This window comes from Arthrobacter sp. I3 (genome assembly GCF_000520575.1).
Lineage (GTDB): Bacteria > Actinomycetota > Actinomycetes > Actinomycetales > Micrococcaceae > Arthrobacter > Arthrobacter humicola_A.
The window spans coordinates 121,767-139,473 of record NZ_KI914916.1; the positions used below are offsets into that span (position 1 = coordinate 121,767).

The 17,707-nt window shown below is 65.9% G+C and carries 21 protein-coding genes and 1 pseudogene; 16 read left to right on the top strand and 6 right to left on the bottom strand.

What is annotated here, in order from left to right; all coding sequences use genetic code 11:
* Positions 1-689: PAS and ANTAR domain-containing protein (locus tag Y706_RS0108600; RefSeq protein WP_343213043.1), on the top strand; the 689-nt coding region annotated here is incomplete at its 5' end.
* Between the two features lie 157 nt (positions 690-846).
* Complete coding sequence (locus tag Y706_RS0108605; protein WP_028276288.1) at positions 847-1,464, top strand: TetR/AcrR family transcriptional regulator; 618 nt, start codon at positions 847-849, stop codon at positions 1,462-1,464.
* Positions 1,465-1,737: 273 nt separating this feature from the next.
* Here the strand turns inward: Y706_RS0108605 and Y706_RS0108610 are convergent, their stop codons facing one another.
* The 3 genes from Y706_RS0108610 to Y706_RS24395 all read right to left on the bottom strand — a co-directional run bounded on the left by Y706_RS0108610 (position 1,738) and on the right by Y706_RS24395 (position 3,945).
* Positions 1,738-1,947, bottom strand: coding sequence for a hypothetical protein (locus Y706_RS0108610; RefSeq protein WP_156945093.1), 210 nt, complete (start codon positions 1,945-1,947; stop codon positions 1,738-1,740).
* Positions 1,948-2,065: 118 nt separating this feature from the next.
* Positions 2,066-3,292, bottom strand: a complete 1,227-nt coding sequence (locus Y706_RS0108615; protein WP_028276290.1) for an IS256 family transposase — start codon at positions 3,290-3,292, stop codon at positions 2,066-2,068.
* Positions 3,293-3,456: 164 nt separating this feature from the next.
* Positions 3,457-3,945, bottom strand: coding sequence for an IS3 family transposase (locus tag Y706_RS24395; RefSeq protein ID WP_084476008.1), 489 nt, complete (start codon positions 3,943-3,945; stop codon positions 3,457-3,459).
* A gap of 175 nt (positions 3,946-4,120) precedes the next feature.
* On the opposite strand from Y706_RS24395, the gene Y706_RS30090 reads away from it, so the two are divergent.
* The 9 genes from Y706_RS30090 (at position 4,121) to Y706_RS0108665 (ending at position 11,834) form a co-directional block, all read left to right on the top strand.
* Positions 4,121-4,429, top strand: coding sequence for a TIGR03086 family metal-binding protein (locus tag Y706_RS30090; RefSeq protein WP_253906739.1), 309 nt, complete (start codon positions 4,121-4,123; stop codon positions 4,427-4,429).
* A gap of 48 nt (positions 4,430-4,477) precedes the next feature.
* Positions 4,478-4,816: a YciI family protein gene (locus Y706_RS0108630; RefSeq protein ID WP_028276292.1), complete on the top strand. Its 339-nt coding sequence runs from the start codon at positions 4,478-4,480 to the stop codon at positions 4,814-4,816.
* A 496-nt stretch (positions 4,817-5,312) separates the two neighbouring features.
* Positions 5,313-6,368, top strand: a complete 1,056-nt coding sequence (locus Y706_RS0108635; protein WP_043435509.1) for an ABC transporter substrate-binding protein — start codon at positions 5,313-5,315, stop codon at positions 6,366-6,368.
* Positions 6,365-7,318 carry an ABC transporter ATP-binding protein gene (locus tag Y706_RS24405; RefSeq protein WP_043435512.1) on the top strand — a complete coding sequence of 318 codons (954 nt, stop codon included), beginning with the start codon at positions 6,365-6,367 and terminating at the stop codon, positions 7,316-7,318. The genes Y706_RS0108635 and Y706_RS24405 overlap by 4 nt, the downstream gene beginning before the upstream one ends.
* Entirely contained in the window at positions 7,318-8,208 is an 891-nt protein-coding gene (locus Y706_RS0108645) for an ABC transporter permease (RefSeq protein WP_028276294.1), read from the top strand. Before Y706_RS24405 ends, Y706_RS0108645 begins: the two co-directional genes overlap by 1 nt.
* A gap of 25 nt (positions 8,209-8,233) precedes the next feature.
* The gene (locus Y706_RS0108650) at positions 8,234-9,181 is read left to right on the top strand and encodes a TauD/TfdA dioxygenase family protein (protein WP_028276295.1); all 948 of its coding nucleotides are present in this window, start codon (positions 8,234-8,236) and stop codon (positions 9,179-9,181) included.
* Entirely contained in the window at positions 9,178-10,596 is a 1,419-nt protein-coding gene (locus Y706_RS24410; protein WP_275450878.1) for an LLM class flavin-dependent oxidoreductase, read from the top strand. Before Y706_RS0108650 ends, Y706_RS24410 begins: the two co-directional genes overlap by 4 nt.
* Before the next feature lie 88 nt (positions 10,597-10,684).
* On the top strand, positions 10,685-10,987 hold the full coding sequence (locus tag Y706_RS0108660) for a DUF4193 domain-containing protein (RefSeq protein WP_028276296.1): 303 nt from the start codon (positions 10,685-10,687) through the stop codon (positions 10,985-10,987).
* A gap of 94 nt (positions 10,988-11,081) precedes the next feature.
* A complete protein-coding gene (locus tag Y706_RS0108665) occupies positions 11,082-11,834 on the top strand; it encodes a lytic transglycosylase domain-containing protein (RefSeq protein ID WP_028276297.1) in 753 nt (250 codons plus the stop codon).
* Between the two features lie 89 nt (positions 11,835-11,923).
* Here the strand turns inward: Y706_RS0108665 and Y706_RS0108670 are convergent, their stop codons facing one another.
* Positions 11,924-12,133 carry a hypothetical protein gene (locus Y706_RS0108670; RefSeq protein ID WP_156945094.1) on the bottom strand — a complete coding sequence of 70 codons (210 nt, stop codon included), beginning with the start codon at positions 12,131-12,133 and terminating at the stop codon, positions 11,924-11,926.
* A gap of 627 nt (positions 12,134-12,760) precedes the next feature.
* Positions 12,761-12,847: pseudogene (locus Y706_RS30655) on the bottom strand (ATP-binding protein); the annotation flags it as partial.
* A 72-nt stretch (positions 12,848-12,919) separates the two neighbouring features.
* On the opposite strand from Y706_RS30655, the gene Y706_RS0108675 reads away from it, so the two are divergent.
* Positions 12,920-13,498, top strand: coding sequence for a histidine phosphatase family protein (locus tag Y706_RS0108675; protein ID WP_028276299.1), 579 nt, complete (start codon positions 12,920-12,922; stop codon positions 13,496-13,498).
* Positions 13,499-13,507: 9 nt separating this feature from the next.
* Here the strand turns inward: Y706_RS0108675 and Y706_RS0108680 are convergent, their stop codons facing one another.
* On the bottom strand, positions 13,508-14,407 hold the full coding sequence (locus Y706_RS0108680; RefSeq protein ID WP_084476012.1) for a C2 family cysteine protease: 900 nt from the start codon (positions 14,405-14,407) through the stop codon (positions 13,508-13,510).
* A 345-nt stretch (positions 14,408-14,752) separates the two neighbouring features.
* Between Y706_RS0108680 and Y706_RS0108685 the strand changes: the two genes are divergently transcribed.
* From Y706_RS0108685 to Y706_RS24415, 4 genes are all read left to right on the top strand, one after another.
* Positions 14,753-15,397 carry a DNA alkylation repair protein gene (locus tag Y706_RS0108685; protein WP_253906740.1) on the top strand — a complete coding sequence of 215 codons (645 nt, stop codon included), beginning with the start codon at positions 14,753-14,755 and terminating at the stop codon, positions 15,395-15,397.
* A gap of 118 nt (positions 15,398-15,515) precedes the next feature.
* Positions 15,516-16,004, top strand: coding sequence for a hypothetical protein (locus Y706_RS0108690; protein WP_028276302.1), 489 nt, complete (start codon positions 15,516-15,518; stop codon positions 16,002-16,004).
* Positions 16,005-16,081: 77 nt separating this feature from the next.
* Positions 16,082-16,927, top strand: coding sequence for a DUF4097 family beta strand repeat-containing protein (locus tag Y706_RS0108695; RefSeq protein ID WP_028276303.1), 846 nt, complete (start codon positions 16,082-16,084; stop codon positions 16,925-16,927).
* A gap of 32 nt (positions 16,928-16,959) precedes the next feature.
* On the top strand, positions 16,960-17,707 hold a 748-nt coding region (locus Y706_RS24415), incomplete at its 3' end, for a daunorubicin resistance protein DrrA family ABC transporter ATP-binding protein (RefSeq protein WP_043435515.1).

Below are 17,707 nucleotides of genomic sequence, written 5' to 3' on the forward strand. Positions count from 1 at the left end.
CAGGCCCGGCCATGACGGAGTTGAAGGCGTTGCAGGCCTATTCCAGCGCGCTGGCTACCGAGGACTGCCTCGCCGGGACCTTTCGCTACGATGTGGCCTCGGGGGAGCTGCAGTGGTCCGAGCAGATTTACCAGATCCACGGCTATCACCGCGGCGAGGTGGTGCCCACGGTGGGTGTTCTTATGCAGCACGTGCATCCTGACGACCGGACGCCGTGCAGGGAAATCTTTGAGGATGTGTGCCGTGGCGGAGGTTTTTTCGCCAATTATCATCGTCTCTTCGACGCACGCCGGCGTGAACGGCGAGTCCTGACGGCGGGGGAGGGCGTGCTGGACAGTGACGGGAAGCTGTTGTTCGTCGACGGGTTCATCCTGGACCTCACCAGAACAGTTCAGCTTGAAACGGACCGGTCCGCCCGCGAGGCCGTCGCCGGAGCCATCGGCACCCGAGGCCTTATCGAACAGGCCAAGGGCATCCTGATGGGAATACTCCATATCGGTTCCGACGACGCCTTCGAACGGCTTTCCGCCTACAGCCAGCACCACAACATCAAGTTGGCCCACACGGCTTCGGCCATCGTCCGGCTGGCCAACAGCACGCACGAATCCGCGACCCTCCGCAGCTTCGTCCACGCACTGGACGGTCGTTTCTCACAACGCCGCGATGGCGAACGGGTTCTGCATCCCTAGGTTGGGGTAAGGCGCCGGGCGGGTCCTCGGCCGGCCCGCCGGCGTCGTGCCGGCGTCGTGTTAGCCGAAAGCGCCGGGGTGAATCCGGCGGAGACTAATAGCACACTCCGAGGCAGACCGGTCTGTTCGCCTCGGTCCGGTGTAAAATTTTTTCATCATGACTGTCAACGACGCCGAGGGTCCTACGCTGCTGCCCGCCACAGCCATGGCCGGACGCGACGAGCCGGTGGACCGTATCCTCGCCACTGCTTACGAGTTATTCTCCCGCCGCGGCATCCGCGACGTAGGGGTCAATGAGCTGATCAGCAGTTCAGGGGTATCCAAGGCAACCTTCTACCGGCACTTTCCGTCTAAGGACGCCCTGGTGCTGGCCTTCCTGGAACTCCGCGACCAGGTGTGGACCGTGGACCTGATCGTGGCCGAGGCCAGCCGGCGGGGCAACACCCCCGAGGAGAAGCTGCTCGCCGTCTTTGACGTGTTCGGTGACTGGTTCCAGCGCGAGGATTTCGAGGCGTGCTCGTTTATCAATGTGCTGCTGGAAATGGGCGCCGGGCACCCGCTGGGCAAGGCGAGCATCGATTACCTCAGTCGCATCCGCGGGCATATCCAGGCACTGGCCGAGGAAGCCGGGCTGGACCGCCCCGAGGAATTTGCCCGGTCCTGGCACATCCTGATGAAAGGCTCCATCATTTCCGCCACCGAAGGGGACGCGCTGGCCTCCAAGCGCGCCCAGCAGATGGCGCGATGGCTCATCGAGCACCACCGGGGCCTTTAGCCGCTGCACCCGGGGATTCCCCGTCCCGGTTACCGGCATCTCTTTAGCCCGGTACGCGCCATGGCGCCCTGACAAACCGCTCCGATAACAGCTGCGCCATGCCCGGGCCGCGATCTGAACTGGTCCCCGAAAGTTGGACTCGCAATTGGTTCTCCACTCTAGTGGCCAGCGGTCGGCTTTTTAGGAAGGCTCCGTCCCATCTGGGACGGAGCCTTCTGGGTATAGGAGCCTTAGTCGCCATCACCAGGCGCTGCGGCAAACATGATGACTACGTCATCGAGGGTCTCTTTCCAGCTTCCTCCTGCGCTCTCTGAACATCTTCACCGCGACCAAGACCGTGACAAGAACCATGAGCCCCAGCCAGAAGAGCACCCGCTTTTGGCTCAGGTCAGTAAACACGATGATCAGCGATAGCCCGTAAAGCCAGACAATCTGTGGCCAAGACGGATCGCGATACTTCCATCTCCTGCGTTCCGTTGCCATGGGCGCACTGTAACCCACTGCGCTGCCCGAATACAGACCGTGCGGCAGTGGCTCCAGACCCCAAGGCAGTTACATGGGGACTGTCCGATAAACGGTGTGTAGGTCCGGCCGGTTTTCATTAGTGAGTGGTTCTTTCGAACCGACCGGCGAAGGTAATCGCGAACGCGTTCAGCGCAGGCTTCCACCTCATCACCCAGCGTGCCCGACCGCCGCCGGTCGGATCAAGAGACCTGGTGACCAGATACAGACATTTCAGCGCAGCGGCCTCGTTTGGAAAGTGCCCGCGGGCCCTCACGGCCCGCCGGTAGCGGGCATTGATCGACTCGATCGCGTTCGTCGTGCAGATCACCCGCCTGATCTCCACGTCGTACTCCAGGAACGGCACGAATTCCGCCCAGGAGGACTCCCAGAGCCGGACGATTGCCGGATATCGCTGGCCCCACTCGGCCGTGAACTCGGCGAACCGCTCCTTCGCGGCCTGCTCGGACGGGGCGGTGTAGACCGGTTTAAGGGCCTTGACGATCCCGTCGCGGTGCTGGCGGCCGGCGTAGCGGAAGCTGTTGCGGATCAGGTGCACGATGCACTGCTGCACCACCGTTCGCTCCCACGTGGTCGTGATCGCCTCCGGCAGACCCTTGAGCCCATCGCAGACAGCGATGAACACGTCTTCCACGCCGCGGTTCTTTAGCTCGGAGAACACCTGGAGCCAGAACCGGGCGCCCTCGGCGCCGTCGCCGGCCCAGATCCCCAGAATCTCCCGCTCCCCGTTCACGGTGACGCCCATGACGACATAGAACGGGGTGTTGCGCACCTGCCCGTCACGGACCTTGACCACGATCGCGTCCACGAAGAGCACCGGATAGACCGGATCCAGTGGACGGGCAGACCACTCCGCGAGTTCGCCAACAACCTTCTCCGTGATGCGGCTGATGGTGTCTTTGGAGACCTTGGCCCCGTAGACCTCCTCGAAGTGCGCAGCGATTTCCCCGGTGGTCAATCCCCGGGCGGACAGCGAGAGGACGATCTGGTCGATCCCGTCCAACCGTCGTTTTCGCTTGGGCACAATCACCGGCTCGAAAGACCCGTCCCGATCCCGGGGCACCTCAATCTCGACCGGGCCGATCTCGGTCAGCACGGTCTTCGACCTGGTGCCGTTGCGCATGTTGGCTGCGATCGGCGTCTGGCCATGCTCGTGGCCCAGGTGCTCGGTCAGTTCCGCTTCGAGCGCGGTCTCCAGCACATTCCTCGTAAGCTGGTTCAGCAGCCCGCCCGGGCCAACCAGGCTCACGCCCTGCTCCTTGGCCTGCGTGAGCAACCGCTCCGCAAGCTCCTTCTGATCGATGATCTCTCACGTCACAGGATCGATCATCACCCCTGTCATCTCGGTCGTGGACTCTGACACGGCCGTCTCCTTTCGGATCAGGCCGGACCCTCACACACCGTTTTTCTTACAGTCCCGTTACATGCGGTGTAGTTTGTTCCGCGGCCTAAGCCACTAGGGTCTGCGCGCTAGTGCACTGGACTTAGGCCTTTTAGCCTCGTGGAGATTCTTTCGGTGTTGTACCAGTGGATGTATTCGTGCAGCGCTGCTGTCAGTGCTTCGGTGTTGACGAATCGGACGCGGTTGAAGATCTCTTCTTTGAGGTGCCAGATGAAATTCTCCATGACGGCGTTGTCGTAGCAGTTCGCTTTGCGGGACATCGATTGGACCGCGCCGGCGTTCTGCAGGAGTACGCGCCAGGAAGTGTGCTGGTATTGAAATCCCTGGTCGGAGTGCACGAGTGGTTTCTGCCCGTCCTCCAGCGTGGCTAAAGCGCCGCGCAGTGAGGAGTTGGTCAGCTCTAGATTGGGCGAGGTGCCAATGGCGGAGGAGATGATCTGTCGGTAGAAGAGGTCCATAACCGGTGATAGGTAAAGCTTCCTGTCGCCGACGCTGAACTCGGTCACATCGGTCACCCATTTTTGATTCGGCGCATCCGCTTCGAACTGGCGTTTCAAAGCTCACCCCGGAGGACCGTGAGAAAGCCACTCCCTGCGAAAATTTCACGGCCCACGAGTTGCTGGAGCACCTGGCCGGTTCGCTGAAGCAGATCGGCGGGGCGCTGGGCGCTGACGTAAGCGACGACGCCGGGCAGGCCCGGAAGTTCGCATCGCCGGACTCGCGCAGGCCACCCTGGAGGCGTTCAGCCGCCGCGGCTTCGAAGGCACCATCGACATGGGCTTCGCCGAGCTGCCCGCGACCGTCGTCGCCGGGATCGTCAACCTCGAACTGCTCGTCCACGCGTGGGACTTCGCGAAGGCCACCGGCCAGGAACTTGTAGTTTCCGACGTCGTCACGGATCACGTTGAGGCCCTGGCCTTGGTGACCATCTCGGACCAGGTCCGCGCCAGCGGCAGCTTCGCCGCTGTCCAGCCGGTCGCGGAGACTGCGAGCAGCCTGGAGCGCCTGATCGCGTTCACCGGCCGGACCGTCGCCGTCTGACGTTTTTCAACCTAAGCCCGTCAAGACCGCCAGGAAAGCAGGAGCAACATGACCAAGTTCGTCTTCATCTACCACGCCCCGATGACCCCCGCCGAGGCCGCGCCGCCCGCGCCGGAGGACATGGCAGCCGCCATGGAACAGTGGAACAACTGGGCCGCCAAGGTCGGCAACGGCCTGATCGACTTTGGAACGCCCCTGGCCAACGGTGTCCGCGTTTCCGCCGGCGGAGCCACTGCGCCGAGCCAGCGTGACGTCGCCGGATACAGCATCATCGAGGCCGACAGCCTTGAGGCGGCCGTGGAACTGGCCAAGGTGCACCCGCACCTGAACATGCCCGGCGGCTGCGAAATCGAGGTTCACGAGGCGCAGCAGATCCCCGGAATGTAAGCAGCGGTTCGGCCCGATGCTCAAGGCGTGTTCGTCGCTGCTTCACAGCAGCGGCGGACACGCCTATATTCGTCCTGTTGTTGCTCGTCCTGTTGTGCGCCTGGTCGTGCTGGGCCCTGACCGCCGGTACCGCGCCGGCGCGCAACATTCGGCCACATCTCCAGCAATCTTTCGTCCCATGCACGACAGTGGCGCGGCGCCGGCCCCTTCACGCGCCGTCGCCGGGCGTCACCGAAACTTCACAGTGCAGGTCCGGTGGGGCGCGGGTGTGTCCCAGGATGGGCGCAAATGACCGCGTGAGTCTTGCCCTGTTACGGACTGCTTCCCGCTGCGTCCGATCGGGTACCGGGGGTGCGTCCATGGCTGTTTTCGTCGCCGGATTACGCGCGGTTTCCTCGGGTGTCGAGGCACCTGCGGAACGGATTCGACTCTGCTCTGATGGTGGGCACGGTCCGGTAGCCCCGGGCCGCACCATCGAATCCAGAAAGAATCCGCTATGAAAAACCGACACTTACCCGCAGGACTTTTCTCCACCTTGGGCGTTGCTGCCGCCGTGGCGGTCTCGCTGGTGGTCTCCGGTTGCGGCGGCCCTGCGAGCGCCCAGTCCCCTGCCGGAAATACCCCCGGGGCACCCGAAGTGACCGAACTCCGCTACGAGGGCTCGGCCAACAACGTGAGCCTGCCGGAGCTGGCCGAGGACCTCGGCTACCTCGGCGACGTCAAGCTGAACTGGGTGGGCAACACCATCAGCGGGCCGGCGAGCATCCAATCAGCCGCCACAGGAGCCACCGACTTCGGCGGCGCCTTCTCCGGCGCCGTGGTCAAGCTCATCGAAGCCGGCGCGCCGGTCACTGCGGTGATCAACTACTACGGCGAGGACGAGAAGACGTTCAACGGCTTCTACGTCACCCAGGACAGTCCGATCCGGACGCCGCGGGATCTGATCGGCAAGAAGATCGCCGTCAACACCCTGGGCGCCCATGCGGACGCCGTGATCAACAGCTACCTGAAGAAGAACGGACTGTCGCAGGAGGAAATCAGGCAGGTACAGCTCGTCGTCGTTCCGCCCAACGACACCGAGGAGGCCATCCGCCGCGGCCAGGTCGACGTCGGGGCGCTCGGCGGAGTGCTGCAGGACAACGCTGTCGCCACGGGCGGCCTGCGGTCCCTGTTCAGCGACTTCGAACTCTTTGGAACCTTCGCCGGCGGCCAGTACGTCCTGCGCAAGGACTTCATCGAGAAAAACCCGGAAACCACGAAGATCTTCACCACCGGTGTGGCCAAGGCCATCGAATGGGAACGCACCACCCCCCGCGACGAGGTGATCGCGCGGTTTACGAACATCATCAACAAGCGTCAGCGCTCCGAAAGCACCGCGGCGTTGAAGTACTGGAAGAGCGTCGGAGTCCCGTCCAAGGGGGCCATCAGCGACCAGGACTTCACCCGCTGGTCAGCATGGCTGAACGACACCGGCATCGTCAGCGGCGGGATCACCCCGTCCAAGTACTACACCAACGATTTCAACGGACTGCTGAACGGGGCGGCATCATGACCAGCGGTACCGGACCGACGCCGAAAATCAGCCTCCGCAACGTCGGGAAACAGTTCACCGTCCGGCCCAGCAAGGACCAGCCCGAGGGCTCCACCCTGACGGCGCTGGAGGGCATCACCCTGGACGTCGCCGCGGGCGAGTTCATTACTCTGGTCGGGCCGAGCGGCTCCGGCAAAACCACCCTCCTGGACCTCCTCGCCGGGCTCACCCGGCCGGACGCCGGCCAGGTGCTCGTGGACGGCAAGGAGGTGACCGGGCCCGGCCGCGACCGTGCAGTCGTCTTCCAGCAGTACGCCCTTTTCCCATGGCGCACCGCGGCCGCCAACGTCGCCTTCGGCCTCGAAGGAACCGGCAGCGACGGGCGCCGCCTGAGCCGGAGGAAACGTGCCGACAAGGCCCGCCACTACCTTGAGCTCGTCGGCCTCTCCGGTTTCGAGGACCGGTATCCCCATGAGCTTTCCGGTGGCATGAAGCAGCGGGTTGCCATCGCACGGAGCCTCGCGTACGAGCCGGACGTCCTGCTCATGGATGAACCGTTCGCAGCGCTGGATGCCCAGACCCGGGAACAGCTCCAGGAGGAACTCCTACGCATCTGGCGCTCCACGGGCAAGACCATCATCTTCATCACCCACGGCATCGACGAGGCTGTGTACCTGGGTCAGCGGGTCGCCGTGCTCAGCTCCCGACCCGGCCGGCTCAAGCAGATTGTCGACATTGACCTGGGGGAGCGGAGCGGTGACCGGGACGTCCGCTCCGACGCCGTCTTCATCGAACACCGCCACAAAGTCTGGTCGCTGCTGCACGACGAGGTCCGGAAGGCCCAGGAAGCCGGGCACGCCAAGATCCTGCCCGACGGGTCCGCGCCCGACGAGGCACCCCAGCTCAGCAAGATCGAGCTCAGCAAGAGACAGCCCAGCAAGGGACAGCTCAGCAAGGGAAGGGCCGCCTGATGACCGCACCAACACTGACCAAAGACCTGACTGCGCCCGCTACAGCCGCCACCGGGCGGCCCCCACAGCCCGCCGCAACCCGACGCCTTCCCGCCGTGGCCCGTTCCGGAGCCCGCAGGGCCGGGCGCGGGATCTGGGCCTCGGGCGCCATCGTGTTGTTCCTCCTGCTCTGGGAACTGGGCCCAACCTACCTCGCCACGGCCTCGACCAGGGTCTTCCTCCCGCCGCTGCACGAGGTCCTGCGGGCACTGGGATCACTCATCGCCAAGGGCCAACTGCAGAACCATCTGGCAGCCAGCCTGACCCGCTCCGCCAGCGGCTTCGGCATCGCCGTCGTCTTCGCCGTCGCCCTTGGCCTGCTGGTCGCCTGGTACCGGTCCCTTGACCGGTTCCTCAACCCACTGCTGGAGGTCTTCCGGAACACCGCGGCGCTGGCGCTGCTCCCGGTCTTCACCCTCCTGCTGGGGATCGGGGAGACTTCCAAGATCAGCATCGTGGCTTACGCCGCGTTCTTCCCCGTGCTGCTGAACACCATCGCCGGCGTCAGGACCGTCGACCCGCTGCTCGTCCGGGCCGCCCGCTCGCTGGGACTCTCCAACTTCCGGCTGTTCCTGAAGGTCATCCTTCCCTCGGCGGTGCCGACCATTTTCACCGGAATCCGGATGGCCGGAACGTCCTCGATCCTGGTGCTCATTGCGGCGGAGATGGTCGGCGCCAAGGCGGGCCTCGGGTACCTGATCGTCAACGCCCAGTCCAGTTTCCTGATCCCGGACATGTATGCCGGAATCCTCACCGTCTCGCTGCTCGGCCTGCTGGTCAACTACCTGCTGGTCGCCGTCGAACGGCACTTCTCCCGGTGGCGGACCGCCGTCGGATCCCAGTCGAACTAACCCCCGCAGACCAAAGGAGCCAACCATGTCGATAACCACCCAAACCCGCCTCGAATTCCGGAAACTCAGCGCCCGCATCGGTGCCGAGATCCGCGGCCTGGACCTCAGCAGCGACCTCAGCGACGCCACAATCGCCCAGATCCGTGAAGCCCTGAACAGGCACAAGGCCTTGGTCTTCCGCGAAGCAAACGTCCGCGACGACGAAGCCCAGGTCCGCTTCGCCGCCCGCTTCGGCCCACTCACCCAGGCCCACCCCACGGTGGCCTCCGTCGAGGGCAAACCTGCGGTCCTGCCGGTGGACAGCGAAAACGGCAGCGCGAACAACTGGCACACCGACGTCACGTTCGTCGTGAACCCGCCGCAGGCCTCCACCCTGCGCAGCATCACCTTGCCGGCCTACGGCGGGGAAACCCTGATCGCCTCGGCCGCCGGAGCCTACGCCGATCTGCCGAACGAGCTGCGGAACTTCGCCGATACCCTGTGGGCCATCCACACCAATGATTACGACTACTCCGTGCCGAAAAACCTCGAGCACGCCAGCGCCGGTGAGCGGCGGAAGGAATTCACCCGGATCCACTTCGAGACTGCCCACCCCGTGGTCCGGGTCCACCCACTGACCGGGGAGCGCGGCCTCTTCATCGGCGGCTTCGCCCAAAGGCTGCGCATCGTGGGACTGTCCAACACCGAATCCAAGGACATCCTGCGGCTGCTCCAGGCCTACGTCACCCGCCCCGAGAACGTGGTCCGCGTCAACTGGGAACCGGACCAGCTGGTGCTGTTCGACAACCGCATCACCCAGCACTACGCCCCGGACAACTACGACGGCCAGCCCCGGCAGCTGAACCGGGTCACGGTGGCCGGCGACGTACCCCGCGGCGTCGACGGACGCAGCAGCACGTCCATCCAGGGCGACTCCTCCGTCTATTCCGAGACGGTCGAACTGCGCGCCGGCGTTCCCGGAGTTCAGCTGTGAGCGGGGCACGGCAGCTGCACCTGAACGCGTTCCTGATGAGCACGGGTCACCACGAGGCCTCGTGGCGGCTGCCGGAAAGCGACAGTTTCGCCGGGACGGACGTCGCGCATTTCCAGCGGCTGGCCCAAACGGCGGAACGCGGGACGTTCGATTCGATCTTCTTCGCGGACTCACCGGTGCTGCACGGCGACGTCGGCCAGCGGCCCTACGGCACACTCGAGCCGACCGTCCTGCTCGCCGCCATCGCCGCCGTCACCGACCGCATCGGGCTGATCGCCACGGCGTCCACCACCTACAACGACCCCTACAACCTGGCCCGACGGTTTGCCTCCGTGGACCACATCAGCGGCGGCAGGACCGGGTGGAACGTGGTCACCACCGCCGGAGACGCCGCCGCGAGGAACTTCTCCCTGCGGGACCAGCCGGCCCACGCGCTGCGGTACGAGCGGGCCGCGGAATTCCTCGACGTGGCCCGCAAGCTTTGGGACAGCTGGGAGGACGGCGCCGCCCTCGGCGACAAGGAAGCCGGGACCTGGGGAGACAACACCAGGGTCCACCCGGTCAACCACGCCGGCACGTTCTTCAGCGTCCAGGGGCCGCTGGACGTGCCACGCTCCGCCCAGGGCCACCCGGTGATTGTCCAGGCTGGCTCCTCGGAGGACGGCAAGGACTTCGCCGCCCGCTACGCCGAAGCGGTGTTCACGGCCCAGCAAACGCTGCCCGACGCACAGCGCTTCTATGCCGACCTGAAACGGCGAACCGCCGCCGCCGGCCGTGACCCGGGAACGATCAAGGTGCTCCCGGGCATCGTTCCCGTCATCGGCTCCACCGAGGCCGAGGCGCGGCGGCTGGAGCAAGAACTCGACGAGCTGATCCACCCGGAGCACGCCAGAAGGCAGCTCGCCGGTGTGCTGCGGGTCCCCGCAGCATCCCTGGCCCTCGACGCCGAGCTGCCGGACGACCTGCCCTCCGAGGACGAGATCGAAGGGGCCAAGAGCAGGTACACGCTGATCGTGGACCTCGCCCGGCGGGAACGGCTGACCGTGCGCCAGCTCATCGGCAGGCTCGGCGGCGGCCGCGGCCACCGTACTTTCTCTGGCACACCTGAGCAGGTGGCCGACGCGATCGAGGAATGGTTTGTGGCCGGGGCGGCGGACGGCTTCAACATCATGCCCCCCGTGCTTCCGTCCGGCCTGGACGCCTTCGTGGACCACGTCATCCCGATCCTGCGGGAGCGCGGACTCTTCCGTCGCGCATACAGTGGACGGACGCTCCGCGAACACTACGGGCTGCCCCGGCCGGCCAACACCGTCGTCTCGGCTGCCCGCAGCAGTCCGCCGGGCCCGGGCCCGGCGGGGTCCCAGGACCCCGCGCCGGTGCCGGTCGACGCGGTCCCGGGACTCCGTTCGGCCTGAAGGACTTGGTTCACATGAGGCGGCGACGCGCGCAATGGTGTACGTTGGCTTCCCGTCAGAACTAAACACAGGAATGAGAGTCACCCCCGTGGCAACCGATTACGACGAAGTCCGATCCGACGTCAAGGAGTCGCAGGATAATTCCCTGCAGGCGCTGCAATCCGCCAACGCCCCGGATGCCCGCAGCGTTGTCCGTGAACTGGATGAAGCCGACGCTTTTGACGATGCGATCAGCCCGGGCGGGGAAATTGTCGCCGAGGAACTCGTCGTGCAGGTCATCCCGCAGGCGCAGGACGAATTCACCTGCTACTCCTGCTTCCTGGTCCGGCACCGGTCCCAGGTTGCACGCGAAAAGAACGGCCACGCTTACTGCGTCGAGTGCGTTGGCTAGGGCCCTGGCCTCCCGCGTGTCCGGCGCCGGCGCGGCTTTCCGTGCCGCGCCGGACACGCGGGTCAGTACCGTCCCCGGCCGGCCCGCTTAGTCCATGCTCCGTCTGAAACGCCTTGCCATACTCGGCCTGTTCGTATTTTTCGTCATCACCGGGTTCTTGTTTTGGGCCTTCCGGTTCTCCGGGGCGGAGACCCGCGTGGCCCTGCCCGCGCCGCCGCGGGCAGAGGCGAAACTCGAATCGCTGTCCGCCGGCATCACCTCCGCCGTGAACATCACCCGGAGCGCGGACGCCGAGTGGCTCACCCATGCCGCCGCGCAGACCGGCATCCCCGCCCGGGCCCTCCAGGCCTACGTGGCCGCGGCCAGTGCGGCCAACACATCGGCCCCGACGTGCGGGATCGGCTGGAATACGGTGGCAGCGGTGGGCTTCGTCGAATCCGGCCACGGAACGTACGGCGGCGGCAGCCTGACCGCCACGGGCCAGGCGAGCGGGCCAATTGTCGGCCCGAGCCTCAACGGCGACGGCTTCGCCGCGATCCCTGATTCGGACGCCGGCGCCCTGGACGGCGACGCCCGGTGGGACCACGCCGTCGGACCCATGCAGTTCATTCCCTCCACGTGGCAGCTCGCAGGCCGGGACGGGAACGGCGACGGAACAGCCGACCCGTTCAACATCGATGACGCCGCGCTAAGTGCCGCCTCGTACCTGTGCGCCCACGGCGGTGACCTGACCACCGCCGCCGGCTGGGCCGACGCGATCTACTCCTACAACCAGTCTGATCCGTACGTGGACCACGTACGCGACCGGGCCACTGCCTACGCCGCACAGTCGGGTACTCCCGGATAGCGCCACCGTGCAACTCGACTTAGTATCCGGACAAGCTTGCCGGCTCCCAAAGTGATTGGCAGCGGCCCGGCCGCGTTCCGGCCGGGCCCCTATGCCCGTGCCCTGGCAACCAGGTCTCCTGTTGGGCCGAGAATGAAGTCCACATCGAGGGATGCGCTGGGCCCCTCACCCATAGAGATCTTCTCGTCGAAAGACCCAAAGGTGGCCGGCAAGAAGTACCCCACGTTGTCCCAGTAATACTGGAAGACATACAGGAGGGGATCTTCGATCGTATCCAGGTCCTCCCCAAGGCGGTACACAACAATGGCCTTCCGGCGGACCTCTTGCGAATTCGAGCACCAGGGCAGAATCAGCCCTCCCGCATTAGCCATATTTCCAGGCGGAACCTGATCTGTGTCCCTTGGAATGATCCCCGAGGGATCGCCCGGGCCAAGGAGGGGATTCCACTCAAGGTCCTCGTAGAACAGGTTCACGCCCACATCGGCTGGCTGTCCCGGCAGACGGGTTCGGTTGGTGAGCCTTTCCAGGCCTGAATTCCACAGTAGTGGTCCTCTGCGGTCCTGGGCTCCGTACGAAACTTTCTTCCGCGATGCGGAACTGGACGCCAGGGCCGCGTCTTTGGCGGCCCTGGCCGCAGTTACCGTCTTTGGGCCTGGGGGCGGTTGCTCGAGATCCATCCTTACTTCTCCTGTCCAAGAGGTGACCGGAGCGCTCCCGTTGTTGACCGCAAGCGGCTCCGCCTGGGAGGGGCTCAAGGGATGCAATATGCTCCGCCGTGCAGCGGTTGTTGCGGCATGAGGGCTGGGCCCGGACGGTTATCGGCCATCTGCGGAATGACTCTCGTGTGAACTCTGCGTCCGGTGCTGGCCATGCGTCAAGGGACTATGCGAAAGGGCGGTGTTTTGTGATCGCTCGTTGTCGCATTTGCCGATGACGAGGATGCTCGCGGCGGCTCCGATGACGTCGTCGGTGAGGGTTTCGAGCTGGTTGATTTTGAGGACGCGGGTGATCTGGCACGTGGGTCCCGCGCTCCCGGGCCGGCGCCTCTGTCATCGCCAGCCTGCCGTCAGGGCAGAATGGAAGGTATGACCTCTACGACGTTCGCCCTCATCCGCCATGGCCAGACGGACTGGAATGCACAGCGCCGGCTGCAGGGATCCACCGACATTCCCCTGAACGACGTCGGCCGCGGCCAGGCTCGCGACGCCGTCGCCGTCCTGTCCGGCTATGAATGGGACGCGATCGTGTCCTCGCCGCTGAGCCGTGCCGCTGAAACCGCCGATCTCATCGCCGCCGGGCTCGGCCTCAGCGTGGCCCGGCGCGTGCCGGAGCTCGCCGAGCGCAGCTTCGGACCCGCGGAGGGCCTGCAGGACGGTCCTGAACTGGACGCACTGCGCATTCCTCATGGGTTCCGCGGAGCGGAAAGCGAGGACGAGGCCGCCGGCCGGGGGTTGGCCGCGCTTGAGGCGCTGGCCGAGGAGTTCCGTGGCCGCCGCGTCCTGGCCGTCGCCCATGGCACGCTCCTGCGCGTGAGTCTCAGCCGCGCCGTCGGCCGCAACCTGGAAAGCATCGACAACGCCGTGCTCAACCTGGCCCACCACCATGCCGTCGACGGCTGGCAGCTCGAATACTTCAACGGCGAGCGGGCCATGGCTGCCGTTTAGGGCTGCCGCTCAAGGATATGTCGGTATCGCGATGTACTGGTTGATGTTCGTTGACTGGAAGGTCGCAAAAGCCAGCGTGGTGTGGCCACCCTCGGGATCACCCACCACGACCGTTTGGTCGGAGGGATTCAGACCCAGCAATGCGTAGGAATGGTCGGAGACCAGCTCGCCGTCGGAGTTGGACGTCCCAAAGGTCACGAGGCCCTTCGTGAAATCCTGCTGCATCTGCTCAAAGCTCACTCCCGTCATGGGGCCGCCGGGGTTGCGGTCGACGCCCACTTCGCCGGTGATGGCATAGAGGGCGTTGTGCACATCATGATCCTGGGCGTTGCTGAGGTCGGTGCCATCGATGCCGTTGTAGCTGTTGCCGTTCGCGGCCGCCCACCCTTTCTCGATAATCGCGGCCCATGACACGTTTTTGCCATCGATATTTTCGATGCCGTTTTCGAAGGGCTTGCCGCGGCGGTACGGAAGATCACCGTTGACCGTGACCGTCACGGGATTGGCCACCCCGTCGTACTTGCTGTGGAAGGAAATGGTGTAGGTGCCGTTGCCGTCGTCATGGACCATGTTCAAGACGGTCGCAGGGGCCCGGGAGGCCACTGTCATCAACGCTGCCAGGAAATAGCAATCGCCGGCGTCACCCTGCTTGATATTCGTCAAGTCTCCGGAGAGATCCGGGTTTCCGGAATCATCAAGCGCAAACAGAACCTGATTCGGGACCTTCTGGAAAGTCGCACGCCCCGATACCGAAGGATTACTCACCGGGGCCCCGGACGCTCCCGGAGGCGGCGTGACCGGTGACCGGGTAGTGACGATCCACGCAATTCCAAGAATTACCATCACCGCCACCACTGAGAAAATGACGGCGGCGCGAATTTTTGCCGGCCTGGATCCTGCACGTTCCATGTTCCGAGCCCTCCCGTCCTGCGGGGTTCCAGCCCCGCAACGGCACCGCCGCGGCAACCTTCCGGGGGGCTGCCGCCGTCGGGTCTCTCCCGGTTGATCAATTCATCAGCTGATCAACAGCTTGCCGCAGGCAACCAGTCTGGGGCAAGGGGCAGCGGGCGATTCACAGGTGAGCACCGGACGCTCACCGGCGGGCGCGGCCACGGTGCAGTCGTCTGTTTTCGTCGCCAAGCCGCTTATTGCCGCGGGCGGCCGAACCGCCGACGTATGCTGAATCGCACAAGCAACGGACAGGAGGCCGAGGTGGCCCAGACGACGGAAACCGGAACGACGGCGGCCGAGGTGATGGCCGAGCTGGCCGAACTCGAGGACCCGAGGATCCGGGACGTGAACGCCAAGCACGGTGACGACCACGGGGTGAACCTCGGCAAGCTGCGGGCGTTGGCCAAGCGGCTCAAGACGCAGCAGGAGCTGGCCGGTGAGCTGTGGGGGACCGGTGATACCGCGGCGCGGCTCCTGGCGCTCCTGATCTGCCGTCCGAAGGCGTTCGATAGTGATGAGTTGGACGTCATGTTGCGCCAGGCGCACACTCCCAAGGTGCAGGACTGGCTCGTCAACTATGTGGTGAAGAAGAACCCGCATGCCGAGGAACTGCGCGTGGCCTGGTTCGCCGATCCGGACCCGCTGGTGGCAAGTGCCGGCTGGGCGCTGACCACCGACCGCGTTGCGAAGAAGCCGGAGGGCCTCGACCTGCCAGGACTGCTCGACATCATCGAGGCGCAGATGAAGGACGCCCCGGACCGCCTGCAGTGGGCGATGAACCACTGCCTGGCCCAGATCGGGATTGAGCACCCCGAACACCGCGCCCGCGCGATCGGCATCGGCGAGCGTCTGGAGGTGCTCAAGGATTACCCGACGCCGCCGAACTGCACCTCTCCGTTCGCGCCGATCTGGATCGCCGAAATGGTGAACCGACAGGACGCCAACTAGGACTCAGGGAGGGCCCTTCGCCCGTCCTCACCCTCATCGAGCCTCCGCACCAACCTGCGGATCACCCGTGACACCACGAAGGCTTGACGTGACACCACCGTGGTGTCACTATGGTGGCATGGAACTCGGACAATACGTCAACGACCTACAGCGGCAGCTAGTGGATGCCGCGGAGAACGGCTCGGAGGACACCCGCGCCGTGGCCGAGCGGCTCGCCGCCGGACTGGACGCCGCGACCCGGCTCGTGCTCCTCGACGTTCTCTCGGCTGCAGCCGGCGAGATCACCCGCGACCTCGCACCCGGATCAGTCGACATGCGGCTGCGCGGACGCGACGTCGAGTTCGTGGTGACCCAGCCGAACCCGGAATCTGACACCGACGAGCGGCCGGCCGCACCCCTCGACCTCGACGACGCGAGCACCTCGCGCACGACGCTCCGCCTGCCGGATGCCCTCAAGACGCGGGTGGACGAGGCTGCGGCTGCTGACGGCCTGTCCGTCAACACCTGGCTGGTCCGTGCGGTCGCGGCCGCTCTCCAGCCCAAGCAGCGACGATCCGCGCAGCGCACGCTGCGCACCGGCGACAACTTCGCCGGCTGGGCGCGCTAAACCGCCCACCGCACCACACCCACCAACCACGCGGACCCGCGGGGTCGATCAAACACACCCAAAAGGAAGGCGCCAGCATGCCCACCTACGACACCCCCACCCCCATCGACCTCGCCATCAAACTGCAGGTCGGCGCGATCGAAATCATCGCCAGTGACCGCGACGACACGGTCGTGACCGTCTCGCCGACGAACCCCACGAAGGCGGTCGACCGGCGGGGCGCGGAAGAGACCAGGGTCGACGTCGACGGCCAGCGGCTCATCATCACCGGCCCCCGGCCCCGCATCAGCTGGATCGGCCCCACCGAGTCGGTCGATGTGAAGGTCGAGCTGCCGGCCGCGTCGCGGCTCACCGCCGAGATAGGGGTGGGCGGCGTGCGCGCCGTCGGCCGCCTCGGCGCAACCCGGATCAAGAGTTCGATGGGCCGCGTCGATCTCGACTCCACCGGCGACCTGTGGCTGCGCGCCTCGCACGGCAACGCGACCCTCGGCACCGCCGAGGGCGGGATCGAGATCACGGCCGACCACGGTCAGATCCGGATCGGCAAAGTCACCGGCGACGCGATCCTCAAGGCGTCGCACGGCACCATCCTGATCGGGGAGTCCGGCGGCGACCTTGAAGCGAAGCTCTCCTACGGCGACCTCGAGATTTCGAAGGCACTCGGCTCCGTCGCGGCGAAGACCGCCTACGGCAGCATCCAGCTCGCAGAGGTCTCGAGTGGTTCCATCCAGGTCGAGAGCGGCTTCGGGCAGGTCACCATCGGCGTGCGGCCCGGCGTTCCCGCCTGGCTCGATCTGTCCTCGAAAGAGGGGCACGTCCGCAACCAGCTGGACAGCGACCGCGCCCCCGACGCGTCCGAACAGACCGTCGCAGTGCGTGCACGCACCCAGCACGGCGACATCAGCATCCAGCGCGCCCAATGACTCCGGGCCACCAACAGAAGGGAACGAAGCACATGAACACGCCAGCAATCGAAGTCCGCGGGCTGCGGAAGTCCTACGGCGCAAAGGCCGTGCTCGACGACGTCGACCTCACCGTGGACGCGGGCACCGTCACCGCGCTGCTCGGCCCGAACGGCGCGGGCAAGACGACGACCGTGCACATCCTGTCCACCCTGGTGCGGCCCGACGGCGGCACGGCACTGGTGAACGGATGCGACGTCGTGCGCGACCCCGACGGCGTCCGCGCCGCGATCGGCCTCACCGGCCAGTTCTCCGCGGTGGACAAGCTGCTCACCGGCGAGGAGAACCTGCTGCTGATGGCCCGGCTGCGCCATCTTGGAGCGAAGCGCTCGAAGACCCGGGTGGCCGAGCTGCTGGAGCAGTTCGACCTCGTCGAGGCCGCCCGCAAGCCGCTCGCCACCTACTCGGGTGGCATGCAGCGCCGCCTCGACCTCGCCATGACCCTCGTCTCGGCGCCCAGCGTCATCTTCCTGGACGAGCCCACCACGGGCCTGGACCCGCGCAGCCGCCACACCATGTGGGACATTGTCCGCAGCCTGGTCGCGGACGGCACCACCGTGCTGCTCACCACCCAGTACCTGGACGAGGCGGACGAGCTCGCGGACCGCATTGCGGTGCTCGACGGCGGCCGGCTCGTCGCCGAGGGGACGCCGGACGAGCTCAAGCGCCTGGTGCCGGGCGGACATATCCGGCTCCGGTTCGCCGATGCCGCGCGGCTCGACGCCGCCTCCCGGCTGCTCG